The organism is Paraburkholderia phymatum, assembly GCF_040965635.1.
GTDB classification, from domain to species: Bacteria; Pseudomonadota; Gammaproteobacteria; order Burkholderiales; family Burkholderiaceae; genus Paraburkholderia; species Paraburkholderia phymatum_B.
The window spans coordinates 293,625-319,537 of the sequence record NZ_JBFRCH010000002.1 but is presented as its reverse complement, the minus strand read 5'-3'; the positions used below and the strand labels follow the sequence as shown (position 1 = coordinate 319,537).

At 61.6% G+C, this 25,913-nt stretch carries 26 protein-coding genes; 20 read left to right on the top strand and 6 right to left on the bottom strand.

What is annotated here, in order from left to right; translation table 11 throughout:
* Positions 1-13: 13 nt before the first annotated feature.
* From AB4Y32_RS04855 to AB4Y32_RS04795, 12 genes are all read left to right on the top strand, one after another.
* Positions 14-793, top strand: coding sequence for an enoyl-CoA hydratase-related protein (locus AB4Y32_RS04855; RefSeq protein WP_368720234.1), 780 nt, complete (start codon positions 14-16; stop codon positions 791-793).
* Positions 794-827: 34 nt separating this feature from the next.
* Positions 828-2,498: a class I adenylate-forming enzyme family protein gene (locus tag AB4Y32_RS04850; RefSeq protein ID WP_368720233.1), complete on the top strand. Its 1,671-nt coding sequence runs from the start codon at positions 828-830 to the stop codon at positions 2,496-2,498.
* Between the two features lies 1 nt (position 2,499).
* A complete protein-coding gene (locus AB4Y32_RS04845; protein ID WP_368720232.1) occupies positions 2,500-3,270 on the top strand; it encodes an enoyl-CoA hydratase/isomerase family protein in 771 nt (256 codons plus the stop codon).
* A gap of 1 nt (position 3,271) precedes the next feature.
* Entirely contained in the window at positions 3,272-4,018 is a 747-nt protein-coding gene (locus AB4Y32_RS04840) for an SDR family NAD(P)-dependent oxidoreductase (RefSeq protein WP_368720231.1), read from the top strand.
* Positions 4,019-4,052: 34 nt separating this feature from the next.
* On the top strand, positions 4,053-5,219 hold the full coding sequence (locus AB4Y32_RS04835; protein WP_368720230.1) for an acyl-CoA dehydrogenase family protein: 1,167 nt from the start codon (positions 4,053-4,055) through the stop codon (positions 5,217-5,219).
* 9 nt (positions 5,220-5,228) lie between these two features.
* Positions 5,229-6,104, top strand: a complete 876-nt coding sequence (locus AB4Y32_RS04830) for a 3-hydroxyacyl-CoA dehydrogenase family protein (RefSeq protein WP_368720229.1) — start codon at positions 5,229-5,231, stop codon at positions 6,102-6,104.
* A gap of 2 nt (positions 6,105-6,106) precedes the next feature.
* Positions 6,107-6,763, top strand: a complete 657-nt coding sequence (locus AB4Y32_RS04825; RefSeq protein ID WP_368720228.1) for a 3-hydroxyacyl-CoA dehydrogenase family protein — start codon at positions 6,107-6,109, stop codon at positions 6,761-6,763.
* Positions 6,760-7,902, top strand: coding sequence for a CaiB/BaiF CoA transferase family protein (locus tag AB4Y32_RS04820; RefSeq protein ID WP_368720227.1), 1,143 nt, complete (start codon positions 6,760-6,762; stop codon positions 7,900-7,902). The genes AB4Y32_RS04825 and AB4Y32_RS04820 overlap by 4 nt, the downstream gene beginning before the upstream one ends.
* Positions 7,899-8,885 carry an NADPH:quinone oxidoreductase family protein gene (locus AB4Y32_RS04815; RefSeq protein ID WP_368720226.1) on the top strand — a complete coding sequence of 329 codons (987 nt, stop codon included), beginning with the start codon at positions 7,899-7,901 and terminating at the stop codon, positions 8,883-8,885. Before AB4Y32_RS04820 ends, AB4Y32_RS04815 begins: the two co-directional genes overlap by 4 nt.
* 91 nt (positions 8,886-8,976) lie before the next feature.
* Positions 8,977-10,215 (top strand): ABC transporter substrate-binding protein, encoded by a 1,239-nt coding sequence (locus AB4Y32_RS04810; RefSeq protein WP_368720225.1) that lies wholly within the window; start codon positions 8,977-8,979, stop codon positions 10,213-10,215.
* 117 nt (positions 10,216-10,332) lie between these two features.
* The gene (locus tag AB4Y32_RS04805; RefSeq protein ID WP_368720224.1) at positions 10,333-11,673 is read left to right on the top strand and encodes an MFS transporter; all 1,341 of its coding nucleotides are present in this window, start codon (positions 10,333-10,335) and stop codon (positions 11,671-11,673) included.
* Positions 11,674-12,124: 451 nt separating this feature from the next.
* Positions 12,125-12,469, top strand: coding sequence for a hypothetical protein (locus tag AB4Y32_RS04795; RefSeq protein ID WP_368720223.1), 345 nt, complete (start codon positions 12,125-12,127; stop codon positions 12,467-12,469).
* Between the two features lie 235 nt (positions 12,470-12,704).
* Here the strand turns inward: AB4Y32_RS04795 and AB4Y32_RS04790 are convergent, their stop codons facing one another.
* Positions 12,705-13,076: a hypothetical protein gene (locus AB4Y32_RS04790; protein ID WP_368720222.1), complete on the bottom strand. Its 372-nt coding sequence runs from the start codon at positions 13,074-13,076 to the stop codon at positions 12,705-12,707.
* A 132-nt stretch (positions 13,077-13,208) separates the two neighbouring features.
* Here AB4Y32_RS04790 and AB4Y32_RS04785 point away from each other — a divergent pair, with 132 nt between their 5' ends.
* The gene (locus AB4Y32_RS04785) at positions 13,209-13,490 is read left to right on the top strand and encodes a hypothetical protein (RefSeq protein WP_368720221.1); all 282 of its coding nucleotides are present in this window, start codon (positions 13,209-13,211) and stop codon (positions 13,488-13,490) included.
* Between the two features lie 685 nt (positions 13,491-14,175).
* Here AB4Y32_RS04785 and AB4Y32_RS04780 read toward each other — a convergent pair.
* From AB4Y32_RS04780 to AB4Y32_RS04765, 4 genes are all read right to left on the bottom strand, one after another.
* Positions 14,176-15,324: an NYN domain-containing protein gene (locus AB4Y32_RS04780; RefSeq protein ID WP_368720220.1), complete on the bottom strand. Its 1,149-nt coding sequence runs from the start codon at positions 15,322-15,324 to the stop codon at positions 14,176-14,178.
* The gene (locus tag AB4Y32_RS04775) at positions 15,284-15,640 is read right to left on the bottom strand and encodes a DUF2844 domain-containing protein (protein WP_368720219.1); all 357 of its coding nucleotides are present in this window, start codon (positions 15,638-15,640) and stop codon (positions 15,284-15,286) included. Before AB4Y32_RS04775 ends, AB4Y32_RS04780 begins: the two co-directional genes overlap by 41 nt.
* A gap of 188 nt (positions 15,641-15,828) precedes the next feature.
* Positions 15,829-16,152 carry a rhodanese-like domain-containing protein gene (locus AB4Y32_RS04770; protein WP_368720218.1) on the bottom strand — a complete coding sequence of 108 codons (324 nt, stop codon included), beginning with the start codon at positions 16,150-16,152 and terminating at the stop codon, positions 15,829-15,831.
* Positions 16,153-16,190: 38 nt separating this feature from the next.
* Positions 16,191-16,844 (bottom strand): protein-L-isoaspartate O-methyltransferase, encoded by a 654-nt coding sequence (locus AB4Y32_RS04765; protein ID WP_368720217.1) that lies wholly within the window; start codon positions 16,842-16,844, stop codon positions 16,191-16,193.
* Positions 16,845-17,220: 376 nt separating this feature from the next.
* Here AB4Y32_RS04765 and AB4Y32_RS04760 point away from each other — a divergent pair, with 376 nt between their 5' ends.
* The 6 genes from AB4Y32_RS04760 (at position 17,221) to AB4Y32_RS04735 (ending at position 24,110) form a co-directional block, all read left to right on the top strand.
* On the top strand, positions 17,221-18,207 hold the full coding sequence (locus AB4Y32_RS04760) for a LacI family DNA-binding transcriptional regulator (RefSeq protein WP_368720546.1): 987 nt from the start codon (positions 17,221-17,223) through the stop codon (positions 18,205-18,207).
* 13 nt (positions 18,208-18,220) lie between these two features.
* Entirely contained in the window at positions 18,221-19,708 is a 1,488-nt protein-coding gene (locus AB4Y32_RS04755) for a sugar ABC transporter ATP-binding protein (RefSeq protein WP_368720216.1), read from the top strand.
* Positions 19,689-20,702: an ABC transporter permease gene (locus AB4Y32_RS04750; protein ID WP_368720215.1), complete on the top strand. Its 1,014-nt coding sequence runs from the start codon at positions 19,689-19,691 to the stop codon at positions 20,700-20,702. Before AB4Y32_RS04755 ends, AB4Y32_RS04750 begins: the two co-directional genes overlap by 20 nt.
* 112 nt (positions 20,703-20,814) lie before the next feature.
* Positions 20,815-21,777, top strand: a complete 963-nt coding sequence (locus AB4Y32_RS04745; protein ID WP_368720214.1) for a substrate-binding domain-containing protein — start codon at positions 20,815-20,817, stop codon at positions 21,775-21,777.
* An 85-nt stretch (positions 21,778-21,862) separates the two neighbouring features.
* Positions 21,863-22,912, top strand: coding sequence for a sugar phosphate isomerase/epimerase family protein (locus AB4Y32_RS04740; protein WP_368720213.1), 1,050 nt, complete (start codon positions 21,863-21,865; stop codon positions 22,910-22,912).
* A 49-nt stretch (positions 22,913-22,961) separates the two neighbouring features.
* Positions 22,962-24,110 carry a Gfo/Idh/MocA family protein gene (locus tag AB4Y32_RS04735; RefSeq protein WP_368720212.1) on the top strand — a complete coding sequence of 383 codons (1,149 nt, stop codon included), beginning with the start codon at positions 22,962-22,964 and terminating at the stop codon, positions 24,108-24,110.
* A gap of 3 nt (positions 24,111-24,113) precedes the next feature.
* Here the strand turns inward: AB4Y32_RS04735 and AB4Y32_RS04730 are convergent, their stop codons facing one another.
* Positions 24,114-24,371, bottom strand: coding sequence for a hypothetical protein (locus AB4Y32_RS04730; RefSeq protein ID WP_087734382.1), 258 nt, complete (start codon positions 24,369-24,371; stop codon positions 24,114-24,116).
* A gap of 122 nt (positions 24,372-24,493) precedes the next feature.
* Here AB4Y32_RS04730 and AB4Y32_RS04725 point away from each other — a divergent pair, with 122 nt between their 5' ends.
* On the top strand, positions 24,494-25,882 hold the full coding sequence (locus tag AB4Y32_RS04725) for a hypothetical protein (RefSeq protein ID WP_368720211.1): 1,389 nt from the start codon (positions 24,494-24,496) through the stop codon (positions 25,880-25,882).
* Positions 25,883-25,913 lie beyond the last annotated feature (31 nt).

Genomic DNA, 25,913 nt, shown 5'->3' with positions numbered 1-25,913 from the left:
ACAGGAGAGAGACATGCAGTTCGAAGAAATTCTGTATCAGGAAGACGGACCGATCGGCACCATTACGCTGAACCGTCCCGACGATGGGAACATGTTCACTGAGAAGATGTGTCATGAGATTCGCGATTGCATCAACGAGATCCGTCGTGAGACTCGAACACGCGTGATTGTAATCACGGGTGCCGGCGACAGGTTCTTCTGCACAGGTGGCCGGAAAGACGGCATGGAGGATTCGTTGCTGTACGCCGGCGTGCTGCCCACGCTTGAAATGTACGAAAGTATCGATCGCCTGCAGAAGCCCGTGATTGCGTCGGTGAATGGCTACGCTGTCGGTGGCGGCAATGTGCTGCAGGTCGTATGCGATGTGACTATTGCCAAGGAAAGCGCCGTGTTCCGTCAGGTTGGACCGATGGTCGGCAGCTTCGATGCCGGGTATGGCACGTGGTATCTGGAAGATCTGGTGGGCAAGAAGCGCGCAAAGGATATCTGGTATCGCAATCCGAAAATCAGCGCGCGTGAAGCCCTTGAAATGGGCCTGATCAACAAGGTCGTGCCTGATAACGAGTTGAAAGACGCAACACGAGCGTACGCTCTGGAGATCGCCCAGCGCGGGGCATTTGCCCTGGCGTCCATCAAGGGCGCCTTCAACGCGCGACACGGTGGTGTGAGCGGACTGTCGAGAATGTCCCACGATCTGCTGCTGCGTGGCTATCTCGAGACTGATGAACACGCTGAACTCGCCGCCGCTTTCGCCGAACGGCGTGAGCCCGATCCCAGCAAGTTCGGCCACTGATGCGTGCCTGCTCAATGACTATCGGACGCACGTCATGCAAAACATTCTGACGCTTCACAACCCGCAGAAGGCGAGGGAGTACTACCTCACCGGTGCGTGGCAGCAGGATACGCTCTATAGCCTCGCGCGCCTTCACTCCCGCGAGCGGCCAGGTGCCTTTGCGTTGCGCGACGCAACCCGGAGACTCACGTGGCGCGAGGTTGTAGAGTGGGTAGATAGCGTTGCCGAAGCCCTGCACCGGGGCGGAATGAGACCGGGTGATCGCGTGGGAATCTGGCTTCCAAATGTGCTGGAAACCGTGATCATTTTTCTCGCATGCTCGCGCAACGGCTATGTCTGCGCCCCGTCGCTCCACCAGAACTATACGGTTGAGGAGATTGCGGTTCTGCTTGAGCGCATCCAGTGCAAGGCGCTGTTTGGCGAGCGCGGCTATGGCGCGAACGCGCGGGAGCAGTCAATTTTCGAGCGCGCAAAGGCTATTCCGGGCCTTTCCATGATTTTCGACCGTCAGTCGGAATCCGAGGAGGCCACCGCCTTGCCGTTTCCCGATCGCGTGCCTCCAGTGGTACTTCTGGCTCCCGATCTCGACGCTGACAAGATCGTGTACCTCGCGTTCACATCAGGCACGACAGGGGCACCCAAAGGCGTCATGCACAGTGACAACACACTGCTCGCGAACGGTCGCGCACTCGCGGCAGACTGGGGGCATACGCAGGACACGAGGCTGCTGACGCTGAGTCCTATGAGCCACCATATTGCGACGGTTGCGGTCGAGCAGACGCTGGTGAAGGGACTCGAACTGGTCATGACCGATCCGCAAAGAGGCATGGCAGGTCTCGACTGGATACTGGAGACAGGCGCCGACTACGTGATGGGCGTGCCGACCCATGCGATGGACGTCTTGGGCGAAGTGCGCCGACGCGGCCAGACGACCCTTGGCCGCGTGAAGACCTTCTACATGGCGGGTGCGGCGATACCGCGTGATATCGCCCAACAATTCATGAGCCTCGGCGTGACGCCCCAGAACGTCTATGGAATGACGGAGAACGGATCGCACAACTATACGAGGCCGACCGATTCGGCCGATACGATTGTGTCGACTTGCGGGCGTCCGTGCCAGGGATACGAAATCAGGCTCTTCAAACAGGACGACATCGACGTCGAGGTTGACCCCGGAGAAGTCGGCGAAATCGGCGGGCGCGGCGCGGTGCTGATGCTTGGCTATTTCAACCACCAGACGGCAACCGAGTCGTCGTTCAACCGTGACGGCTGGTTCATGAGCAGCGACCTCGGTGTTCTGACGGAAGATGGTTGCCTGCAAATAGTCGGGCGCAAGAAAGATTTGATTATTCGGGGCGGTCACAACATCTTTCCTGCGGGCATCGAAGAACTCGCGATTCGTCATGCAGGTATCGAGCGGGCGGCGGCGTTTCCTGTCTTCGACGAGCGCCTTGGCGAGAAGGTGTGTCTCGCGGTCGTGGCAAAGTCCGAGGCGGTGCCGTTGAGCGCCGAAGCCGTGCTGGAGCATCTGGCGGAAGCGGGGCTGTCGAAGTACGACATGCCGGAGTACTTCGTGTTGCTCGATGCGTTCCCGCTCACCGCGAGCGGCAAGATTCTGAAGCGCGAACTGATCGAATGGGTGAAGTCTGGAGTCTTGTCCCCGAAGCCTGTCCGGTATCGCGCCAAGGCCATGGCAGGAGGTTGAAGTGTCGGTCACTCTCGATATTAGCGACGGGCTCGCATCCGTGCGACTGAACCGTCCGGAAGCACTCAATGCATTGAGCTTCGCGGTGCTCAGGGAACTGTCGGCAGCCTTCGACGAAGCGGGACGGTCAGGTGCACGGGCGCTTGTCGTCACGGGAAGCGGTGACAAGGCGTTTTGCGCGGGCGCGGACATCAAGGAACTGATGGGGCGAGGCCTCATGGCCCAGCGCGAAGGCGCACTTCTCGGGCAGGCGACGTTCTCGAAGCTTGGCAGGCTAGCGATGCCGTCGATTGCGGTCATTCACGGCTATGCGTTCGGCGGCGGTCTTGAACTGGCGATGGCATGCACGTTTCGCATTGCCACGCCGAACGCGAAGATGGGCTTGCCTGAAATCAAGCTCGGGCTTATTCCCGGCTATGGCGGCACGCAGCGGCTTCCGCGTCTCGTGGGAGAGGCACGCGCACTGGAGATGGTGCTGTCGGGCAAGACCATCGATGCTGCGGAGGCTGAACGCATTGGCCTCGTGAACCGGATCGTGGAAGAACGGGATCCCGTCGCGCTCGGCCGCGAATTCGCCGGGCAGTTCACAGGATACAGCCGTTGCGCTTCCGTCTTCGCGCGGGAAGCCATACAGCGCGCGAGCGAGACGAGTCTTGAAGAAGGGCTGAAGATTGAGGCGGATCTCTCCACACTTGCCTTCCAGACCGCCGATGCCACGGAAGGCATGCACGCATTCGTCGAGAAGCGAAATGCAATTTTCAGGGATGAGTGAAATGAACGAAGGTTGCATCATCGTAACTGGAGCGAGCAGGGGCATTGGTGCGGCGATTGCCGAAACCCTCGCGCGCGAAGGCTTCACCGTGGGTTGCCTTTCGCGCTCGGGCGATTTACCGGCGCGCGACATCACCAGTGCGGAGATCCATGCCCGTTTCATCGCCGCAGCATGCGACGTAACCGACCAGGCTTCGGTGAAAGCGGCGGTCGATGATGTAGTCCGGCGCGCGGATCGACCGCTCGTCGGGCTCGTGAACAACGCCGGTTTGCACAGGGAGGGACCGTCGGATTCGCTGCCGGTCTCGGAATTCGAAGCGGTGATGACCGCGAACGCCACCTCTGTACTCATCGCAAGCCAGGCAGCGTATCCGCACCTTCGCGAGACCGGTGAAGCGACTATCGTCAATATCGGCTCGTTCTTCGACAAGCTCGGCGTGAAGCGCAATGCGGCTTATTGCGCGTCGAAGGCAGCGGTGGGCGCCATCACGCGATGCGTCGCCGTGGAATGGGCGAGCGAGGGCATTCGAGTTCACAACGTCGCACCTGGCTACATCGCCACGGACCTTAACCGGGATTCGCTCGCGAGCGGACCGCTCAGTCAGTTCCTCGCGAAACGTATTCCGACAGGAGGACCGGGCGTAGCCGAGGACGTCGCGCAACTGGTGCGCCTCCTCTTTACGCTCTCCGGCAGGTTCATGACAGGCGAGACGCTATATCTCGACGGCGGGCAGGGTATGGCGCTCTGACGCTCCAGGCACTAACGACCAGGGCAACTCCAACATGAACGTTCTTGAAAGACTTGATGTAGGCATCACGCTCAACGACGAAGAAAAGATGATCGTCGAAAGCGTGCGCTCGCTCGCACGCGAGCAGATTGCGCCGCGTGCGGCCGACTACGACCGCACATCGGCGTTCCCGTGGGACAACGTGCGCGCCATCAACGAACTCGGCCTGAACGCGATGTTCATCCCCGAGGAATATGGCGGCGCGCCGCTTTCATTCACCTGTTACGTCGCATGCGTGCGCGAGATATCGAAAGCGTGCGCATCGACGGGGATCATCTGGGCAACGAATTTCCACGCTATCAAGCCCGTCATCGAGTACGGAACCGACGCACAAAAGAAGCGCCTTTTGCCACGCATCGCGGAGGGCGGACTTGCATCACTGGCCATTACTGAAAACGGTGCAGGGTCCGACGCGATAGGCATGCGAACCACATTCACGCCGGACGGTGACGATATTGTCATCAACGGCAACAAGGTATTTATTACGAATGGGGACGTGGCGGATCTGTATCTGCTATTCGGCAAGTGGTCCGAAATTGACAATGGCAAGGACGCCATCTCTGTTCTCGTGCTCGAGAAGGGAACACCGGGTCTGACTGTGACGGGCACGGAGCACAAGATGGGGACACGCGCTTCGAGCACGGCTTCGTTGTCGTTCGAAAACTGCCGGGTCCCGCGTGCGAATCTTCTTGGCAAGCCAGGCGACGGCTTGCGGATTCTGTTCGGCTCGCTGAACCGGTCCCGGCCAAGCGTGGCTGCCCATGCCCTCGGTGTCGCGCGTGCTGCGTTCGAAGACGCGACGGCATACATCAACGAGCGAAAGCAGTCGGGCCGCAGGATCATCGATTTCCAGGGCATTCAGTTCATGCTGGCCGATATGGCTGCAGAACTGGTGCTGTGCGAGTCGCTGTTATGGCGGGTCGCGGGAATGGTCGACAGCGGCGCATCCGATTTCGGGATCGAGGCATCGATACTGAAGATGCGCGCGTCCGATGCCGCGATGCGTATTACGACCGATGCAGTGCAGTTGTTCGGGGGCTATGGATACTGCGCAGACTACCGGGTTGAGCGGCTGATGCGCGATGCCAAGATCACGCAGATCTGGGAGGGCACCAATCAGGTCCATCGGCAACTCATCGGTCGAAGCTTCATTCAGAAATAGGAGACTGGGATGACATCAATCAAGACCGTAGGCATTGCCGGAGCCGGCACGATGGGCGCGGGCATTGCGATCGTCGCTGCAAGAGCGGGCTTCGTGACGAAGGTGTACGACACGCGCGAAGACGCGCTCGGTAATGCGCGCACGCAGACAAAGGCGTTTCTGGACAAGTCAGCTCAACGGGGCAAGCTTCCCGCCGACTCGATTTCCGAAATCATGTCCCGCTGGCATGGCACGACAGATCTCGCCGACCTGCACGATTGCGACATCGTTATCGAGGCGGTATTCGAAGACCTGCGGGTGAAGCATGAGCTTTTCAAACAGCTGGATGCGGTGTGCCCGCCCCATGCGCTCTTTGCCTCGAATACCTCGACTATCTCGATTACTGAAATTGCGGGCGGGTCGGGACGGCCTGACCGGTTCGTCGGCATGCACTTCTGTCTTCCCGCGCAGTTGATGAAGCTGATCGAGATGTCGGCCGGGTTGACGACGAGCGACGCAACGTTTGAAGAAGCGTGGCGCTTTGCGCAGGCGCTGGGCCAGAAGCCCGTTCGAACGCAGGACACGCCGGGATTCATCCTGAATTACTTCCTGATTCCCTTTAACAACGACGCAATTCGCCTTGTCGAACAGGGCGTCGCGGAAGCTGCGGACATCGATGTCGCCATCAAGACGGCATTGGGGTACCCAATGGGGCCGCTGGAACTGCTCGATCTTATCGGGATGGACACACAAAAGCTGCTATGTGCGGCGATGTACGACCTGACCAATGAGCCGCGCGCAGCGTGTCCTCCACTTGTGCGCCGGATGATTGCGGCGGGCTGGCTCGGCAAGAAGACGGGCAAGGGTTTCCATACGTACGGCGATACGAAAATGTTCGGAGCATGACCATGACCTACAAAGTACTGAAATCGGGCGAGAGCCGCTCGTTTCCGTCTAGCCATCCTTTTCTCGAAGCAGCAGCACAGGGGCCGTCGCTGGTCTTCATCGGGGACAAGGCAGGAGAAGCGTTCCGCGAAGCCGCGCAGGTGGCGAGGGATGCGCCGTTTGTCGCGATCGAACTGGGCAGCGAATGTCTCGGGTCCCACACGGGCGAAAATGCCGGCAACGAAGGTTCCAACGTTGTTGGGTTCGCGCGCTTTCGACTGGGAGACGCGCAGCCGAGCAACCTGATTGAAGTCGTGCGTCAACCGGCAACCGATCCGCAAGCGCTCTCGCTCGCGCGGGCCGCGTTCGAAGCGGCAGGGTTTCGCGTGGCCGTTTGCGGCGATTTTCCCGGGCGTATCGTCGACCGGCTGATCCGGCCGTACTACAACGCGGCATTGCGCCGTCTCGACGAGAAACTGGCCACTGCCGACGACCTCGACATGACGTTGCGGCTCGGCCTCGGGTATCCGGAAGGTCCGATTGCCCTGTTGCACCGGACAGGCTTGCGCCACCACTACGAAGTTTCGATGCGGCTATACGAGGTGCTTGGAGATGCTGCCTATATGCCAGCGCGCCGCGCTCACGTTGCGCATCAATGTGCGAAAGGCGGCGAAAGATGAGCCAGCAGCCCTTAACCGGTGTCAAGGTTATCGACTTCAGCACGCTCCTGCCGGGTCCGCTGTGCACACTGCTGCTTGCCGAGGCGGGCGCGGACGTGATCAAGGTTGAGAAGCCGTCAGGCGGCGATGACATGCGTTCGTACACGCCGAAGGCCGGCGACGATAGCGTAAATTTCGGCTTGCTCAATCGGGCCAAACGATCGATCGCGGTCGATCTGAAATCCGATGAGGGTCGCGCATCAATACTGCCGTTGCTTGCCGAAGCGGATGTCCTCGTCGAGCAATTCCGGCCGGGCGTAATGGAGCGCCTGGGGCTGGGCTTTAGCGAACTCGCGCGGATCAATCCGAAGTTGATCTACTGCTCCATCACCGGTTATGGCCAGTCCGGTCCAAAGGCCAACCGTGCCGCGCATGACCTCAACTACATGGCCGAGACAGGGCTGCTGGGGTTGAGTCGTGGCCGTGACGGAGCGCCAGTTCTGCCTCCCGCGCTTGTCGCCGACATTGCGGGCGGAGCGTATCCGGCCGTGCTCAACATCATGCTGGCATTGCGACAGCGCGATCTCGATGGCCAAGGGCGTTATCTCGACATATCGATGTCGGACAATCTTTTCACCTTTGTTTATTGGGGACTGGGGCAAGGGTTCACCGGCAACGGATGGCCGCGCCCCGGGGCCGAGCTCGTGACGGGCGGAACCGCGCGCTATCAGATTTACGTCACGGCCGACGAGCAATATCTGGCCGCCGCGCCACTTGAGGACAAGTTCTGGCGCAATTTCACACATGCCCTGGGCGTTCCCGAACTAGCCGAAGTCGATGGCGAGGGGGGCGAGGTTAGAGATCGTATTGCTTTGACGATCCGGCAAAGAACGGCTGCCTACTGGCTGAACAAATTTGCTGAAACCGACACATGTGTGGCTCGTGTCGTCGACCTCGCAGAGGCAGTTGCGGATACGCACTTCACGCAACGCGGCGTGTTCGACAGGACGGTGCGACTTGCCGATGGAGCCACGATCCCGGCGCTGCCGGTGCCCGTCGACAGACAGTTCCGCTCCCGGCAGGAAACACTCGATGCACCACGGCTCGGCGCGGACGCAGCGTCATTCCAGACATATGAGAAAAAAGGCGGTGACCTATGAAGGCCGTTCTAGTACGCAAATTTGGAGAACCCGGCGAAGTCGAAGTTGCTGATCTTCCGGATCCTGAGGTCAAAGACAATAGCGTTCTCATCGATGTCCGCGCTTCCGCGATCAACTATCCGGACCTGCTTGTGATCCGGGGGAAGTACCAGAACTTGCCGCAATTGCCATTTACGCCGGGAAAGGATGCAGCGGGTGTGGTGGTAACAGTCGGACCTTCCGTCCATCATATCAGGCCGGGCGACCGCGTCGTCGCTCATATGGAATATGGGGCCTACGCGTCTCGCGTTCTCGTGCCGGAAGACAGGTGCGAGATCTTGCCGGGTGCGATTCCTTTCGATGATGCCGCGGCGATGGGGTTGCCATTCCAGACCGCCTTCTTTGCGTTGATGGAACGCGCCCGGTTCGCCGCTGGCGAGACAGTGCTTGTGACGGGAGCGAGCGGCGGCGTCGGTGCTGCGGCGTTGCAGCTTGTGCGGGCATTTGGCGGGAAAGCGATCGCTGCGGTGAATCGTCCACAGCAGGCTGAGCAGGCGCGTGCGGATGGTGCGTCGCATATTGTCGATCTGTCGATGCCGGACCTCCGGGAAGCTCTGCGTGAGCAGGTGTTCGAAGTAACGCAGGGTCACGGGGTCGATATCGTGCTGGACACGCTAGGCGGCGATGTGTTCGGTGCCGCCATCAGAGCGTTAGGGTGGTGCGGAAGGGCGGTCGTGATCGGTTTTGCAGGTGGCCAGATCTCTCAGATCAAGGCGAATTATCTGCTGGTGAAGAACATTGAGGTATCTGGTTTGCAGTGGAGCGACTATCGCGACCGGCAGCCGAAGCGGGTGGGCCTGGCACAACAGAAGTTGCATGAGCTTTTCGAAAAGGGATTGATCCGTCCGCGCATCGCGCTACGGTTGCCCGCCGATAAGGCGGCAAACGGCCTGGAGGCTGTCGATACGCGTGCCGTGGCGGGGCGTGTGATTCTCCACTTCTAACGGAGGAATACACTGCTTACGAGAGCATCCAGGTATTGTAATTACTTAGATATACAAAATAATAATTCAGTAACTTCAGGAGACACACATCATGAAATCGTCATCGGGATTGAATCGTTGGATATGCGCACAGCTGGTAGCGGCATGTTCGCTAACAGTCATAGCCGGCACCTGCGAAGCAGCCGACAAGGGGCATGCAGAGCCGTTCAGGATCGGCGTGATTGTCGACATGAGCGGCGTGTACTCGGGGATTGGCGGTGCGGGTGGAGTGGCGGCCGTCAAGCTCGCTGCGCAGGACTTCGGCGGTACGGTGCTGGGACGCCCGATAGAAATAATGTCGGCGGATTATCAGAACAAGGTCGATGTCACTGCTACGAAGGTGCGCTACTGGTACGACCAGGACGATGTTCAGGCCGTGCTCGAGTCCACTGATTCCGCGTCGGCACTCGCGTTGCAGAAGCTCGGCGTCGAGAAACGGAAGATCACAATCTTTGCAGGCTCGGCCACGACAGAACTCACGGGCAAGCAATGCTCACCTTATGGCGTTCACTACGTATACGACACCTATGCCCTTGCAAATGGAACGGCACGCGCACTCCTGCAGGCAGGCTACAAGCGCTGGTTCTTTGTCACGGCCGACTACGCATTCGGCAACTCACTGCAGAGCCAGGCAACCCGGGTCGTGCAGACAATGGGCGGCGACGTAGTGGGTTCTGTGAAGCATCCATTGTCTGCATCTGACTTCGCTTCATATCTGATGCAGGCACAGGCTTCAAAGGCTCAGGTAGTCGGTCTGGCCGACGCGGGGCGAGATACGCAGAATGCAGTCAAACAGGCGGCGGAATTTGGCCTGTCGCGCAACAACGTTGTGGTCGCGCCATTGCTGATTTTCGACAGCGACCTGAAGGGAATGGGGCTGAAGACGGCACAGGGGCTGCAATTCACCACCGCGTTCTATTGGGATCACGACGACCAGACGCGGGCGTTTGCAAAAAAGTTCTACGCGGTCACAGGCAAGATGCCGACGATGGTCCAGGCCGGCATGTACTCAGCGACGATGCATTACCTGAGCGCGGTCCGGTCGTCGGGAACAGCCGACAGCGACAAGGTGATGGAAAAAATGCGTGCGACGCCCATCAACGATTTTTTCGCGAAGGATGGGCGTATCGAGGCAAATGGCCTGATGGTGCACGACATGTATCTCGCGGAAGCCAAGAAGCCATCTGAATCGAAAGGCGAGTGGGACTTGCTCAAGATCCGCTCCGTGATTCCGAAGGATGAAGCCTTCGAACCGCTTGCAGAAAGCGTCTGCCCGCTTGTCAGGAAATAGGCGCACTCAAATTGACCGTGCTACGGCGCACGCCGGGCGGCCCGATGGGACCGTCACGGCGAGCGCCGTCCGTTTGGTCAAGCAATACGTGTAGGCAGTACAAAACTGGAGACTGTAATGGAATCTGTACGCGTCAACGAATTCGGGCAAATAGCGCGAGAAGAGACGATTGACGAGAAACGAAAAAACGCCATCAAGGGCGCGGTGTTCTCGGAATTCATCGATATGTTCGATATCTATCTTCCGGTGATCATCCTTGCGCCGATTCAGTCGTTCTTTTTGCCGACGCACGTGTCCAGCGGGCATCAGGCGATACTCGAGTCGCTGGTATTCATCACCACGCTGCTGGGACGTCCTCTCGGCGCACTGCTGTTCGGCCGCATCGCCGACCGCGTCGGACGTCGCGCGGCCTCGATTCTGTCCGTCAGCGGGTTCGGTGTCGCAACCTTCCTGATCGCGCTGATACCGGGCTATGAGTCCATCGGGATCGCGTCGTACTGGATTCTGGTGATTCTACGTTTCATCGACGGCATTTTCCTTGGTGGCGGATATACCGGCGCATTGCCGCTTGCCATCGAATATTCGAAGAAGGAGCAGCGAGGCCTCGTGGGCGGTCTGATTCTCGCTGGCTTTCCGGCGGCCTATGTTGCAATCAATCTGATCGCGATGGTCATGTTCGCGCTCTTTCCGGTAGGCGGTCCGCAGTCTGCCTATGCACAATGGGGTTGGCGCATTCCGTTCATGATCGGCGCATTCATGGCGGCGCTTCTGGCACTTTACTATGTGCACAAGGTTGCCGAATCGGAAGTCTGGGTCGGGAAATCGGCCGGAAAGCCGCAAGCGACGTCAACCAGCCGGCTCGTTAGCGGCGCAGCGCTTCGCAATCTTGTTCAGGTCCTGCTGATGATGACGGGATTCTGGCTTACACAAAACATCGTCGGTCTGTTCCTTCCCACGGGCATTCTGTTGAAGACGCTGCACCTTACGGCGCTTCAGATGACAACGACGCTCATGCTGTCCTATGCAGTGCTCTGTTTCAGTTATGTGGGAGCAGGCATGTTGGGGCAACGGATTGGCCGCCGCACGATGCTTTCCCTTGTAAGCGCTCTCTCGGCCACGCTGGGAGCCTTACTGCTGTATGTACTCATCGGGGCGACTGGAGTTGCACTGCCCGTTGTCGCGCTGATCGTATGTGGTCTTGCGATTACGGTGAGTTCGGCGTGGGCCGTGATCGTCACATATATCAACGAGCGATTTGCAACGGGCGTCCGAGCGACAGGTTTTGGCGTCGGCTATAGCCTGTCGGTGATATTGCCATCGTTCTACGCGTTCTATATGAACTGGCTCGGTTCGGTGATGCCGCTGCGCTACGCCCCCGTCGCGTTGTTGTGTATTGGCGGTGCGATTGCGTGTGTCGGCGCGCTCATCGGGCCGGAGACAAAAGACGTGGACCTTTAAGCTTAATGGGGCGCACTTGTCGGCGGACCGCGCCCCGCCTTTTGTGCCTGGTCCAGCATAAACTCGATGAACTCTTTGACGTCGCGCGTGCGGTGGAGATTCGACATGCACAGCATGTACATGTTCGTGCCGAAAATGCTGAATCGCAATCCGTCATGCTGGCCAACGAAGTGGAGCGATCCCGACTGGGCGTTAGCGGCCGAGACCGCGTGAAAACGCGCGGCTTACGAAGCCTTCGCAAAAGTCGACCCTTCAGATCGCCGCGTATCGGCCTCGTGGCGACCAGGGAAGGGAGGGCGGTGTCCATTCCATCTCGGCCAGTTTCGGACATTCATAGTATCGGCCAATCTGTGTCGTACTATTGCATGACTTGTTCGGCGCCGCACACAAGCAGCCCGTCGGTCCATATATATTCGCTCGATATACTTCCGCCGAGATCGGATGGTTTTGCATGAGCAGCCGTAACTCAAAACACACCTGGTGGTGCATTACCAAGATTGCCGGCGCGATAATAATTTCATATCCGCTGTGTGGATTGGCCGCCGCAGCTTGGGTGTTGTTTCGCGATTTCCCATGGACCATTCGCCATCCGTGGCAGTCTTTGCTGGGTGCTTTTCGGATAGCCATATGGTATGGCGTCGCCGCCCCAATGCATGGCGTGCTGCCGGAGGTTGACTCGGCCGGTCACTATCATTTTCCTGCATACCCTTTCGTCATCCCCACAGCGCTAGTGCTCATTTTTGTCTTTTTTCGCGGCTGGCGTTTATTCGATGTGCGACGCTACATGCACCGATAGCCACGTTGCCCTTGCGTTTCGAGTCAGCGGACTGAACAGATCGAAACTGGTGGCGATCGAGGTGCGCCGAAAACATCTGTGTGTCCGCTTTCCGCAAGAGTGAGTGTTCCTTGTGGGTCGGTTACGGGCGTACGCTGATCCAGCTAAATCTGTATCCCTCACACCCTCTCTCTTCTCATAGAGCAGATTTCCGGAGCATTGGGAAGAAAAAATGTTGCGTGGGGGCGCACAGGAATCAGATGTGTTTGTTCCACCATGCCAGCGAACTGCGTTGCATAGCAACGGTGATCGGTGCGGGCATCACTTCGGCCGTTCGATGGTGGTACCAGGCGTAAAAGGTAACCTTGGCGGCACGGGCGACTGACCGCGGCGGCGGCGCGGGCACGGGTGGCGTGCCGGCAATGGAGCGAGCGCGCGCCAGGAAGGGTTGCAATGGCAGCAGCACGGGCACGACAGAGACGACGCTGCGCCAATCGGCACGTCGCCTATCAGATAAGTCAGGTGATCCGCAAGCGCAATCGAGGAGCATTTCGGCTGTGGCAAGACTGACAACCACCTTCGATGCCCTCCGTTTCTGGAGGGCATTCTTGTTCCAGAATTGGCTCAAGACTGGAATCCAGACAGATCGGCGCAAGACACGATCTGTTAGCAAATGCAACGGAATGTATTCGGTGCGGCCTGGTTGGCCAATAGTCGTTATGATGCTTGGCTCCCTGCTATAAACACCATGGACGTACCCGTGAAGAAGTCCCTCCTCCTCGCCTCCCTGATGGCGGCTATGGCGCTCGCCGCATGCAGCAAGAGCGACGATGAAGCTGCCGCGCCCGCCGCGTCGGACACCAGCGCCACGGCATCGAGCCCCGCCGCGAGCGTAGCCCCCGTCACCGCGGTTGCCTCGGCGCCTGCTGCGACCGCTGCGACCGCCCCGGCCCCGGCACCTGCGGTTACGGCCCCGGGCGCCTCGGCCTCCGCTCCGGCTTTCGTCGGCCATGCCAATCTGCCGCACGGCGCAAGCCAGTAACGGTCCAAGGCTGCCTCGAAAGCGGTTACGGGTGCGGCGTCTACACGAATGCGGGACAACACCGAAAACGTCGCATCGCAAGCGCTTCCCGCGACTGTTCCTGCGTCGTTGCGGTGCCGGAGGCGGGGCCGCGATCGTCGCTGTACGTTTCGTCCCATTGATTTGGCAATTGCATGTTTTCCCACTATCGGTCTTTTGGGATTCGGCGATAGAGGCTCGAGCGATGTCGCGGTTCTTTGGCAATAGGATCCGGCTAGGGCCGTTTGGATTCACGGCGTCCTGAACAGCGGCGGACGGGCGGCTGTGGCCGCTGTCGGCCGCGGGAGTCAGCATTGCTGCCGTAGAAGATTCTCGTGGATGCCTTGCAGGTCGGCCGCGTTCGGCCACGAACGGTCTTTCGACCGTGCTGGCGTTCGGCCGTTGAAACGGCTGATTGACACCGAACTGCGGTCATTCTGAGAAAGCGGGGCCAACCATTTTCATTGCTGCTTTTTCCTCGACGCTAACCGGTCTGCACGCACCACGACGAATGCGGTGATGTCGTCTGCCGCCGGTGGTCACGCGCCACCCCACGGAAGGGGGCTCGTGTTTAACTGTCACGCAGTCCATCCACGTCAAGCCGACGACCCGATTGCGGGCGTTGACGATGGCGGTTGGGCGGGCATCAGCAGGTGGTGCATGACGGCTATCGCAGTCGAAAAAGGTGATCCCTCTCTCCTTTTTTGATCTCGACGACAGCATCTAATGCCTTGATCATCTCACTGAAGCTCGTGTAGCCATGGTCCTTGGGATCAAAGGTTGGATCCAGGCGTTTGACCATAGGCAAAACGTTAGCTTTGTGAACCCAAGCGTCTCCCTTTGACTCTGCCAGCAAGCGAATCGCGCGCCGGAGTATGTCTGCTGCAGGATCTCGCGGTACCGGGTCGGCATCCTCCACCACAGCCGGTTTCGCTTCTTCTGCGGAGACCGCCTCTATCAGGCTGTCGTAATACCGGAACTCGTGGCAGCTCTTTGCCCAGTGCTTGTTGGTGTTCTTGCGATTGCCGATGCCGATGAGGGTGCGACCGGCGGCCTTGATCTTTTGGGCTACTGGCATAAAATCGCTGTCGCCGCCGATGATGATGACAGTGCCAATATGGTTGAAGCGGCTGATGTCCTCCGTAGCGTCTAAGCACAATTTGATGTCGGCACCGTTCTTGGCGGAGGCGCCGGGAGGGAAGAGCTGAATGAGTTCTACGGCACTTTGCAGCAGCGCATCTCGGTATCGGCCGAAGAACTGCCAGTTGCCGTATGCCCGGTTGATCGCGACCGGCCCAAAGGATGAGCCGAGCTCTACCAAAGCTTGGACATCAACGAGCGGCTCTTGCGGCTTGAAACGATTGTCCTGTTTAGCATAGGCACCTTCCCCATACTTGCCTTCGACGAGCCCGGCATGGAGATTCTCGAAGTCCCAGTAGATAGCCACTGAGCGGCCATTGGCGCTGTCATCGGCGTCCAAGTTGTTTCCTCGGTGTTTGTGTATTAGGCATGCAACTGCTGCCGGATTCAATTTACGGAGGTCAAATATTAGCTCAGGATCAGTCTTACAATGCGCCGCGTAGCAGCTCGCGGTACTGGCAGGCCGCTCGCCCTCACTGCCGTCAGCCTCCAAGCCCACGCCCACGTCGATATCTGCGCCATGAAGCGTTCGCAGTCCGAAGCCCAGCAGTGCTACTAATATGGCGCCGACGGTGGGATGCTTCCGTATGAAGGAGAACTTCTTGCTGTCAACAGCTTTTTCCCATTTTTTCTGGTTATCGCGCAGCGCCTCCGGTCGGTAACAGGCGGTGACCATACGGGCTCCCCATAATAGGTAACCCGTGAGCCAGACCGTAAGCGGCGCGCCCCGTAAGTCGTTCTGACCTGTTGCAGACGGGCGGCATTGGCCGCACGCCGTTCGCGGGCGAAGCGTATTCGCGGACCGTGACGCCGTCGGCCGTTTGCGATTCCTGGACGGACCAGGCCGAAGCGATGGGCGAGGCGGACAGCGGCGTTGCGCGCAAGCGGCTCGACGTCTGATGCGCGTCCGTCGATGGCGCAGCGCCGAGCGTCGCATGACAAACGACGGGCAACAGCAACGTTGCCGCCGACGCGATCCCGACCAGGTTCATTCAGGCCTCTGCTTTCGAAAAGGAAACGAGGCATGTTGACCGATCGATGATCAGGACGGTGTACGACGCTTCCGAATCGTCAAAGGGAAATGGCCGGACCGTGAACCGACAGGGCCGAAGCGACAAATAAAAAAAGCGCCGGAGAATTCCGGCGCGTTTCGACTACATCAACGACAAGCGATCTCAGCTCAATACGTGGGAACGGAAGGGTCGACCTGGCGCGACCACGCGTCGATGCCGCCTTGCAGATTGAACACGTCCTTATAGCCGCGCGATTCGAGGAACATCGCGACTTGCGCGCTGCGCGCGCCGTGATGGCACACGCAGACGATCTGCACATCGTCGTCCAGTTCTTCGCTGCGCGCGGGGATTTCGCGCATCGGAATCGACAGGCTGCCGGCGATTTTCGCCGTTTCGATTTCCCATGGCTCGCGCACGTCCAGCAGCACAGGCGCAGGGCGCGACTTGTCGGCGAGCCAGTCGGCGAGAGCGGGAGCGGTCAGGTTTTGCATCTTCAAATCTCGCTACGGTGTCGGTGTCGTGCCGATGCTCAGAACCGGAAGCGCGGTGCGCGCACCGCGTTCTGCAGCGGCTCGACGTAGGTTTCGAACACGTCGGCGATACGGAACTGCTTTTCGTCGACGCGCGTGATGATCTGCGCCTTCATCACAGGCGCCGTGCCGACGAAGGCAGCGAGACGTCCGCCGACCTTCAGCTGCTCCAGCACTTCCTGCGGCAGCACGGGCAGGCCGCCCGACACGCAGATCACGTCGTACGGCGCGGCGGCGTTCCAGCCGCGCGAAGCGTCGCCCGTCGCGACTTCGGCGTTCAGCACGCCGTTGGCGGCGAGGTTCGTCTTCGCGAGCCCGGTCAGCTCCGGCTCGATATCGACGGTCAGCACATGCTGTGCACGGTGCGCGAGAAGCGCGGCCATGTAGCCCGAGCCCGCGCCGATTTCCAGCACGGTTTCATGCTTCTTCACCGCCAGTTCCTGCAACACGCGTGCCTCGACGCGCGGCGCGAGCATGTGCTGGCCGGCGGGCAGCGGAATTTCGAAATCGACGAACGCCAGCTCGCGATAGGCGGCGGGCACGAAGTTCTCACGTTTGACGATCGACAGCAGATTCAGCACGTCCTGGTCGAGAACTTCCCAGGGACGGATCTGCTGTTCAATCATGTTGAAACGCGCTTGTTCGATGTTCATGATCAATTCGGCGGTGTGGGTTTGGATGCGGGCAGGGCGACGACAGCGGGATATATCGGTGAGCCCCTCCCGCTGTTCCGCTGTTCTGTTCGTTAACTGCGAAATTGTACCAAACCGCGCGCCGTTGCCGCCCGGTAACGGGCACGTGCGCTGCAAGACGCGCGTTCTCCTGGAGCCGTCTGGCCTCCGTGTAAATCCCTACGCGATGGGACTTGCGATTCGCCGTCCCGTCGACCAAGAATGTAATCGATTACATTTTCGGAGCCAGATGGTGGACAAACCCGTGGACAAACCGTCCCGGCCTGACCCGCAATCGCCGACGCACGGCGCGGCCGAGCCCGATGCGCGCAGCGGTTCGCGTGGCGCAGCGGAGGGCCTGTCGATCGCGGGTGTCGCGGAGCAGGCGGGTGTTTCCGTGGCGACGGTTTCGCGGGTGCTCAACGGCCACGCGAACGTGTGCCCGGCCACGCGCGACAAGGTGCTGGCCGCCGTCGCGACGAGCGGCTACCGGGTGAACGAACTGGCGCGCAATCTGCGCACGGCCGAAAGCCGCCTGCTGCTGACGATGGTGCCCGACGTCGGCAATCCGTTCTATGCGGAGGTGATTCGCGGCATCGATTCCGTCGCCCGCCAGCACGGCTATTTCATGCTGTTGTGCGACACGGGCGCCGACCCGGGCCGTGAGCGCAGCTACTTCGATCTGCTGCGCCGGCGACGCGCGGACGGCGCGATCTGCCTCGATCCCGCGACGGTGCAGCAGGCGCTCGCCGAAGAGTCGAACGCGCTGCCGTGGGTCGCGTGCTGCGAGTTCGATTCGTCAGTGGGCGTGCCGTATGTCGGCATCGACAACTACCGCGCGGCGGGCGACGCCGTGCGCCACTTGCTCGCGCGCGGCCACCGGCGCATCGCGCTGATCAATTCCGACGATCACTACCTGTACGCGCAGCAGCGTCAGCGCGGCTATCTCGACGCATTGCGCGACGCGGGCATCGTGCCCGACGAACGTTGGCGCGTGAACGTGAACAGCCTCGACTACGAAGCGGGCGCGCAGGCAGCCGCGCGCCTGATGACGCACGCCGATGCGCCGACAGCCGTGTTCGCCGTGTCGGACACGCTCGCGATCGGCGTCATTGCCGGATTGCGCAGTGTCGGCAGGCGCGTGCCGGACGATGTGGCCGTCGTGGGCTTCGACGATATCTCGCTTGCCGCGCAAATCGAGCCGCCCCTTACGACGATCGCGCAGCCGATGCGCGAACTGGGCGAAACGGCCGCGCGTCTGCTGCTGCGCAGGCTCGCGAATCCGACCGAAAACGTGCCGGGCGTGCTGCTGCCGCATCGGCTCGTGGTCAGAAAGAGCGCATGAGAGGGCCGCCGCGATGAGTCTCGCCGTCCGTTTCGACGACATCCGCAAAGACTTCGGCCCCGTGCGCGTGCTGCACGGCGTGAGCTTCGACATCGCGCCGGGCCGCATCTACGGACTGCTCGGCGAGAACGGCGCGGGCAAGTCGACGCTGATGAAGATACTCGCGGGCTACGAGACGGCGACGGAGGGCACCGTGCTGGTCGACGGCCACGCGCAGCGCTTCGGGGGCTCGCGCGATGCGGAAGCGGCGGGCATCGTGCTGATTCACCAGGAGTTCAATCTCGCCGAGCATCTGACGATCGCGCAGAACATGTATCTCGGCCACGAGAAGCGCAAGGGCCTGTTCGTCGACGATACGGCGATGCGCAACGAGGCGAAGCGCTATCTGGAGCAGGTCGGCTTGCACCAGCATCCGGATACGAAGGTGCGAGATCTGATCGTCGCGGAAAAGCAGATGGTGGAGATCGCGAAGGCGTTGTCGCGGCGCGCGCGCCTTTTGATCATGGACGAGCCCACGGCGACGCTCACGCCTTCCGAAACCGAGCGCCTGTTCGCGCTGATGACGAAGCTGAAGGCCGATGGCGTGACGATCGTCTACATCTCGCACAAGCTCGACGAGGTCGAGCACATCACCGACGAAGTGATCGTGATGCGCGACGGCCGCTTCGTCGCGCGCAGCGAGACGTCATTGCTCGGGCGTCAGCAGATGGCGAACCTGATGGTCGGGCGCGAGCTGTCCGACATGTTCCCGGCGAAGACGCCGCCTCCCGCCGACGCGCCCATCGCGCTGAAAGTGGAGAAGCTGAGCGTGCCCGACTGGGTCGACGATCTGAGCTTCGAAGTGCGCGCGGGCGAAGTGTTCGGCTTCGCGGGGCTGGTCGGCGCGGGCCGCACGGAAGCGTTCGAGGCGATCATCGGCTTGCGCAAGCGCACGGCGGGCGCGATCGAAATCGCGGGACGCAGGGCCGATCTGCACAGCCCGCGCGATGCGATGCGCCGCGGCCTCACGTATCTGAGCGAAGACCGCAAGGGCAAGGGCCTGCATGTGAACCTCAGCCTGCAGGACAACGTGACGCTGATGACGCTCGAGCACTTCGCGCATCCGCTGCTCGACCTGAAAGCGGGACGCGATGCGCTGACGCGGGCCGTGCGCGAGTTCGGCATTCGCACGGGCGATTTGTCGAGCCGCGCGCGCATGCTGTCGGGCGGCAATCAGCAGAAGCTCGCGCTCGCCAAGTTCCTGCAGCCCAATCCCGATGTGATCGTGCTCGACGAGCCGACGCGCGGCGTCGACATCGGCGCGAAACGCGACATCTATTTCCTGATTCACCGGCTCGCCGCCGAAGGGCGCGCCGTGATCGTCATTTCATCCGAACTGATCGAGCTGATCGGGCTGTGCCATCGCGTCGCCGTGATGCGCGCGGGCCGCCTGCAAGCGACGCTCGGTCTCGACCATCTGACCGAAGAGGAGTTGATCGCTCATGCGACCGGCACACACTGACACCGCGCCTACCGGGCGCGCGATGCGCATCGCGCATCGTCTGCATGGTCTTGGGCCGCTCGCCGGCCTGATCGTGCTGTGCATCGCGGGCACGCTGCTCAATCGCGATTTCGCCACCGTCGACAACATGATGAACGTGCTCACGCGCACGTCGTTCATCGGCATCATCGCGGTGGGCATGACGTTCGTGATCATTTCGGGCGGCATCGATCTGTCCGTCGGCTCGATGGCCGCGCTGATCGCGGGCAGCATGATCTGGCTGATGAACGCGCTCGCCTTGTCGCCCGGCGGCCATGCGTTCGCGCCGCTGACCATCGTGATCATCGGCATTCTCTGCGCGTTCGTGCTGGGCGGCGCGTTCGGCTGCGCGCATGGACTGCTCATCACGAAAGGGCGGATCGAGCCGTTCATCGTGACGCTCGGCACGCTCGGCATCTTTCGCGCGGTGCTCACCTGGCTCGCCGACGGCGGCGCGCTCACGCTCGACAACAATCTCTCCGATCTGTACGGCCCCGTCTATTACGCGAGCCTCTTCGGCGTGCCCGTGCCGATCTGGGTGTTTCTCGTCGTCGCGGCGGGCGGCGCGCTGATCCTCAATCGCACCGCGTTCGGGCGTCACGTGCAGGCGATCGGCTCGAACGAGCAGGTCGCGCGCTACGCGGCGATTCGCGTCGATACCGTGAAGATCGTCACGTATGTGCTGCTCGGCATCTGTGTCGGCGTGGCGACGGTGCTTTACGTGCCGCGCCTGGGCTCCGCGACGCCGACGACGGGCCTTCTGTGGGAACTCGAAGCGATCGCCGCGGTGGTGGTCGGCGGCACGGCGCTCAAGGGCGGTGAAGGGCGCATCGCGGGCACGGTGATCGGCGCGATCCTGCTGTCCGTCATCGCGAACATCCTCAATCTCACGAGCATCATCAGCGTGTATCTGAACGCGGCCGTGCAGGGCGTCGTGATCATCGTCGTCGCGTTCCTTCAGCGAGGGCGGCGGTAGCAGGGTGGCGAAGTTTCAGGCAGCAATGCAACGCAAGCGGCAGAGGAGAGCAGCGCAGGAGCGGTTCATCGACGAAGAAACCAGTCAAAGGAAAGTCAAAGGAGACACAGCCATGAAGCAGATCATTCGAGCGGTTGGCGCCGGGGTGCTGGCACTAGGGATATTGGGGCTCACAGGCGCCGCGCGCGCCGACGACAAGGTCACGCTGGGCGTCGCGATACCAACGGCCGATCACGGCTTCACGGGCGGCATTGTCTGGTGGGCGAACAAGGCGAAGGCCGATCTGGAGAAAGCGCATCCCGACCTGAAGGTGATCGTGAAGACTGCGGCGAATGCGCCCGAGCAGGCGAACCAGTTGCAGGATCTCGTGACGGTGAACAAGATCAACGCGCTCGTGATCTTCCCGTATGAATCGGCTTCGCTCACTCAGCCCGTCGCGCAGGTGAAGAAGAAAGGCGTCTATGTGACGGTCGTCGATCGTGGCCTCACCGACACGAGCGCGCAGGATGCGTATGTGGCAGGCGACAACACCGCATTCGGCAAGATTCCCGCCGAGTATCTGGCGAAGGCGCTCGACGGCAAGGGCGACGTCGTCGCGCTGCGCGGCATTCCGACGACGCTCGACAACGAACGCTGGACGGCCTTCACGGGCGTGCTGAAGAACTATCCGAACATCAAGATTCTCGATGCGAAGTACGCGAACTGGAATCGCGACGACGCGTTCAAGGTGATGCAGGACTACCTGACGCGCTTCAAGCATATCGACGCGGTCTGGGCCGCCGACGACGACATGGCAGTCGGCGTGCTGAAGGCGATCGATCAGGCCAAGCGCAGCGACATCAAGATCGTGTTCGGCGGCGCGGGCTCGAAGGGCATGGTCAAGAACGTGATCGACGGCGCGCCGCTCATCAAGGCCGACGTGTCGTATTCGCCGAAGTTCATCTACGACGCGATCAAGCTGACGGCGGAAGCGCGCCTCAAAGGCGACAAGCTGCCGCCGACGACGATCATCCCGTCGGTGCTGATCACGAAGGAAAACGCGAAGGACTTCTACTTCCCTGATTCGCCGTTCTGATCGCTGCATGCCTGAGCGGGGCGCTGCACTTCGTGATCCGATGCGAAGGGCGGCGCCTTTTCAATCCACCGAAGGGAGCAGCACGATGAAAACGATCAAAGGGCCGGCGATCTTTCTCGCGCAGTTCATGGGTGACAAGGCGCCGTTCGACACGCTTGCGCATCTCGCGGATTGGGCCGCGAATCTGGGCTACAAGGGCATCCAGGTGCCCGCCGATCCGCGCCTCGTCGATCTCGAACAGGCGGCGTCGAGCCAGGCGTATTGCGACGACCTGCTTGGCATCGTCACCGATGCGGGCGTCTCGATCACCGAATTGTCGACGCATCTGCAAGGCCAGCTCGTCGCGGTGCATCCGGCGTATGACGCGCTGTTCGACGGCTTTGCCGCGCCGCATGTGCGCGGCAATCCGGCTGCGCGCACCGAGTGGGCGATCCAGCAGATGAAGTGGGCCGCGAAGGCATCGCAGCGTCTCGGGCTCACGTCGCATGTGTCGTTTTCGGGCGCGCTCGCGTGGCCGTATGTCTATCCGTGGCCGCAGCGTCCCGTTGGTCTTGTCGAAGCCGCGTTCGACGAACTCGCGCGCCGCTGGACGCCGATTCTCGATGCGTTCGATGAAGCGGGCGTCGACGTCTGCTACGAACTGCATCCGGGCGAGGACCTGCACGACGGCGTGACGTTCGAACGCTTTCTCGCGGCTGTGAGCGATCACGGGCGCGCGAATATCCTGTTCGATCCGAGCCACTTCGTGTTGCAGCAGCTCGACTATCTTGCGTTCATCGATATCTATCACGAGCGCATCAAGGCCTTTCACGTGAAGGACGCGGAGTTTCGCCCGAACGGACGGCAAGGCGTGTACGGCGGCTATAGCGGCTGGGTCGAGCGCGCGGGGCGTTTCCGTTCGCTCGGCGACGGGCAGATCGACTTCGGCGCGATCTTCTCGAAGATGGCGCAATACGATTTTCCCGGCTGGGCGGTGCTCGAATGGGAGTGCGCATTGAAGCATCCCGAAGACGGCGCGCGCGAAGGCGCGGAGTTCATCAAGCGGCACATCATCCGCGTGGCAGAGCATGCATTCGACGACTTCGCGGGCAGCGGCGCGGACGCCGCGCAACTGAAGCGCGTGCTGGGCCTTTAAACCCGAGATGGTTCCGCAATAGTCCCGCATCGAACAGGAGCGCAAGACGATGGCACGAAGACTCAGGCTGGGCATGGTCGGCGGCGGACAGGGCGCGTTCATCGGCGCGGTGCATCGGATCGCCGCGCGCATCGACGACCGCTTCGAACTGGTGGCGGGCGCGCTTTCGTCGGACCCGCAGCGCGCGCAGGCAAGCGCCGACGAAGCCGGCATCGCGCGCAGCTACGCGAGCTGGCAAGAGATGGCGCGCTTCGAAGCCGCGCGCGACGACGGAATCGACGCCGTCGCGATCGTCACGCCGAACCATCTGCATGCGCCCGTCGCGACGGCGTTTTTGAATGCGGGCATCCACGTGATCTGCGACAAGCCGCTTGCGATGACGCTCGAAGAAGGCGAAGCGCTCGCGCAACTGGCGCGCGAGAAGAACCGCCTCTTCGCGCTGACGCACACGTACTCCGGCTATCCGATGGTGCGCCACGCGCGCGAACTCGTCGACGCGGGCGAGATCGGCGAGGTGCGTGTCGTTCAGGTCGAATACGCGCAAGACTGGCTCGCGAAGCCGGTCGAGCTTACGGGCGAGAACCGCCAGGCCGTCTGGCGCACCGACCCGAAGCAGGCGGGTCGCGCGGGCTGTCTCGGCGACATCGGCACGCATGCGTATCACCTCGCGGCGTTCGCGACGGGCATGCTGCCGAAGCAGATCGTCGCGGAACTGCATACGTTCGTCGAAGGCCGCCAGGTCGACGATCATATCGAGGCGCTGCTGCGCTACGAGAACGGCGCGCGCGGCATGCTGTGGGCAAGCCAGGTTGCGAGCGGCGCGGAAAACGCGCTGCGTCTGCGCGTGTACGGCACGAAGGCCCATCTCGCGTTCGATCAGGAGAACCCGAACGAGCTGCTGTTCACGCCGCTGGGCGGCGCGATGCAAAAGCTCACGCGCGGACGCGTCGACAGCGCGATCGCGCGGCATGCGACGCGCGTGCCGCCCGGCCATCCCGAAGGCTATCTGGAAGCGTTCGCGCAACTGTACAAGGATGCCGCGCTGCAGATCGAAGCGATCGACGCGGGCTTGCCGCTACCCGAGGAAAGCCGTCTGCTGACGACCGTCGACGATGGCGTCGCGGGCCTGCGCTTCATCGATGCCGTGTTCGACAGCCACGCGAAGCTGCTGTGGCAGGACGTGCGGAACGGCGGCTGATGTTCAGCTCTTGCTGCGCTTGATCTGCTCTTCGAAGGCGAGATCGAGCTTGCTGACCTTGCGCGGTTTCTTGGGACCGTATGCGTCGACGAACTTCACGAACTCGTCGAGCGGCAGCGGATCGGAGACTTTCTGATCCGTGCCGCCCGATTTGTCGACGAGATAGAAGAGCCCGCCAGACAGGCTGATGGCCGCGAAACGCGGGTTGCCGCTGCGGGTCTTCAGCCGTTCGACGGCATGGATGGCTCGGGTCGTGCGCATGATCGGACGATGCTGTGAAGTTTTGAGATTGCAAACCGATTCTACGATGTATACTCGCCCGCCGTCGGCGGTGCCGCCGATACGTCAGTCCTGCCGAACAAACGAAGAAAGCGACCCACGCCATGTCGAACCTTCACGATGCGCTCGATGCGCTCGCCCATGCCCCCGACGATATCGAAAAGCTGCGCGCCGTCTGTATCGCGCTGATCGAAGCCAGGCGCGACGACGAACTGCTGCCGTACGCCGACCGCGCGCTCGCGATCGAGCCGCGCGACGTGCATTTCGTCAACTGGCGCGCGTATGCGTTGACGCTGATGGGGCGGCATTTCGATGCCGTCGCGACCTGGCGCAACCATGCGGCGCTCGCGTGGAGACCCGCTTACTACGAGATGAGCCTCGGGCAGAGCCTCGTGATGTCGGGCGACGTCGAGCGCGGCATTCCGATGCTGGAGCACGCGTGGCGCACGGCCGCCGCAGAAGGCGAATGGTTCGCGCGGCAAGCGGAGCATCTGTACGGCGAAGCGCTGCTGCGCACGGGGCGTCCGGTGGGCTTCGAGCCGTGGCTCGCGCGCAATCACAGCGACACCGGCAACTACCGGCCCGCCGACATTCCTTCGTGGTCGGGCGAACAGGATCTGCGCGGCAAGCGCGTGCTGATCACGCATCAGATGGGTTACGGCGACCAGTTCCTGCTGTTCGCCAACGTGCCGCAATGGCAGGCTGCGGGCGCGCAACTGATGATCACCTGCGATCCGCCGCTGCATGCGCTGTTGCAGGCTTCGTTGCGGGAATGCGTCGTCGTGGGCGCGCCGCGTCCGCTTCATCAGCAGGAGGGCATGCCTGAGGCGCTGGCTACCGAGGTGCGCAAGTTCGCGCCCGATCTGCACGCGACGCTGCTTCATTTGCCGTTGCTGGCCGCGCGGCAGACGCCGCTGCCGTCGCCGTTTTTCCCCGCGTATCTGCGCGCGCCCGACGCGGAGCGCGCCGCCGCCTCCGAATGGGCGCGTGGGATGCGTGCTGCGCATCCGGGCAAGTCGCTGATCGGCATCTTCTGGGACTGCAATCAGCGGCACGCACATGAAGTCGGTGCGGTGATGCGCTGTTCGGCGATCCGGCGCAGCTTGCCGCTGACGGAAGTCGAACATCTCGTCACGCATCCGTCCGTCGCGGCGAAGCGGCACTTCGTGAGCCTGCATCATCCCGCCGCGCAGAGCTTCGCGGGCATGCCGTCGGCGAACATCAGCGTGTACGGGCCGGGCATCGCAAGGTTCGCGGAGACGGCCGCGTGCATCGAGCAACTGGACGCCGTCGTCGCCGTCGATTCGGGCGTCGCGAATCTGAGCGCGATGCTCGGCAAGACGACCATCGTGCCGCTCAATCTGGCAAGCGAATGGCGCTGGGGCGTGCAAGGCGATGCGTCGCCGTGGATGGCGAATCTGAAGCCGCTGCGCCAGTCGTTGATGGGCGATTGGCGCAGCGTGATGGATGAGGCGGTGGCGTTTTTGGCGTAGCGGTTAGCGCTTATGCGGCAGCGGCTGGGTC

What these genes read in the sequence shown, in the direction of transcription:
- AB4Y32_RS04750 (WP_368720215.1), top strand. Translation starts at nt 19,689, where the DNA reads ATGCGACCGGCACACACTGACACCGCGCCTACCGGGCGCGCGATGCGC.
- AB4Y32_RS04805 (WP_368720224.1), top strand. Translation starts at nt 10,333, where the DNA reads ATGGAATCTGTACGCGTCAACGAATTCGGGCAAATAGCGCGAGAAGAG.
- AB4Y32_RS04770 (WP_368720218.1), bottom strand. Translation starts at nt 16,152, where the DNA reads ATGCAAAACCTGACCGCTCCCGCTCTCGCCGACTGGCTCGCCGACAAG.
- AB4Y32_RS04740 (WP_368720213.1), top strand. Translation starts at nt 21,863, where the DNA reads ATGAAAACGATCAAAGGGCCGGCGATCTTTCTCGCGCAGTTCATGGGT.
- AB4Y32_RS04815 (WP_368720226.1), top strand. Translation starts at nt 7,899, where the DNA reads ATGAAGGCCGTTCTAGTACGCAAATTTGGAGAACCCGGCGAAGTCGAA.
- AB4Y32_RS04855 (WP_368720234.1), top strand. Translation starts at nt 14, where the DNA reads ATGCAGTTCGAAGAAATTCTGTATCAGGAAGACGGACCGATCGGCACC.
- AB4Y32_RS04840 (WP_368720231.1), top strand. Translation starts at nt 3,272, where the DNA reads ATGAACGAAGGTTGCATCATCGTAACTGGAGCGAGCAGGGGCATTGGT.
- AB4Y32_RS04820 (WP_368720227.1), top strand. Translation starts at nt 6,760, where the DNA reads ATGAGCCAGCAGCCCTTAACCGGTGTCAAGGTTATCGACTTCAGCACG.
- AB4Y32_RS04835 (WP_368720230.1), top strand. Translation starts at nt 4,053, where the DNA reads ATGAACGTTCTTGAAAGACTTGATGTAGGCATCACGCTCAACGACGAA.
- AB4Y32_RS04795 (WP_368720223.1), top strand. Translation starts at nt 12,125, where the DNA reads ATGAGCAGCCGTAACTCAAAACACACCTGGTGGTGCATTACCAAGATT.
- AB4Y32_RS04730 (WP_087734382.1), bottom strand. Translation starts at nt 24,371, where the DNA reads ATGCGCACGACCCGAGCCATCCATGCCGTCGAACGGCTGAAGACCCGC.
- AB4Y32_RS04825 (WP_368720228.1), top strand. Translation starts at nt 6,107, where the DNA reads ATGACCTACAAAGTACTGAAATCGGGCGAGAGCCGCTCGTTTCCGTCT.
- AB4Y32_RS04830 (WP_368720229.1), top strand. Translation starts at nt 5,229, where the DNA reads ATGACATCAATCAAGACCGTAGGCATTGCCGGAGCCGGCACGATGGGC.
- AB4Y32_RS04765 (WP_368720217.1), bottom strand. Translation starts at nt 16,844, where the DNA reads ATGAACATCGAACAAGCGCGTTTCAACATGATTGAACAGCAGATCCGT.
- AB4Y32_RS04850 (WP_368720233.1), top strand. Translation starts at nt 828, where the DNA reads ATGCAAAACATTCTGACGCTTCACAACCCGCAGAAGGCGAGGGAGTAC.
- AB4Y32_RS04745 (WP_368720214.1), top strand. Translation starts at nt 20,815, where the DNA reads ATGAAGCAGATCATTCGAGCGGTTGGCGCCGGGGTGCTGGCACTAGGG.
- AB4Y32_RS04735 (WP_368720212.1), top strand. Translation starts at nt 22,962, where the DNA reads ATGGCACGAAGACTCAGGCTGGGCATGGTCGGCGGCGGACAGGGCGCG.
- AB4Y32_RS04780 (WP_368720220.1), bottom strand. Translation starts at nt 15,324, where the DNA reads ATGGTCACCGCCTGTTACCGACCGGAGGCGCTGCGCGATAACCAGAAA.
- AB4Y32_RS04725 (WP_368720211.1), top strand. Translation starts at nt 24,494, where the DNA reads ATGTCGAACCTTCACGATGCGCTCGATGCGCTCGCCCATGCCCCCGAC.
- AB4Y32_RS04810 (WP_368720225.1), top strand. Translation starts at nt 8,977, where the DNA reads ATGAAATCGTCATCGGGATTGAATCGTTGGATATGCGCACAGCTGGTA.
- AB4Y32_RS04755 (WP_368720216.1), top strand. Translation starts at nt 18,221, where the DNA reads ATGAGTCTCGCCGTCCGTTTCGACGACATCCGCAAAGACTTCGGCCCC.
- AB4Y32_RS04775 (WP_368720219.1), bottom strand. Translation starts at nt 15,640, where the DNA reads ATGAACCTGGTCGGGATCGCGTCGGCGGCAACGTTGCTGTTGCCCGTC.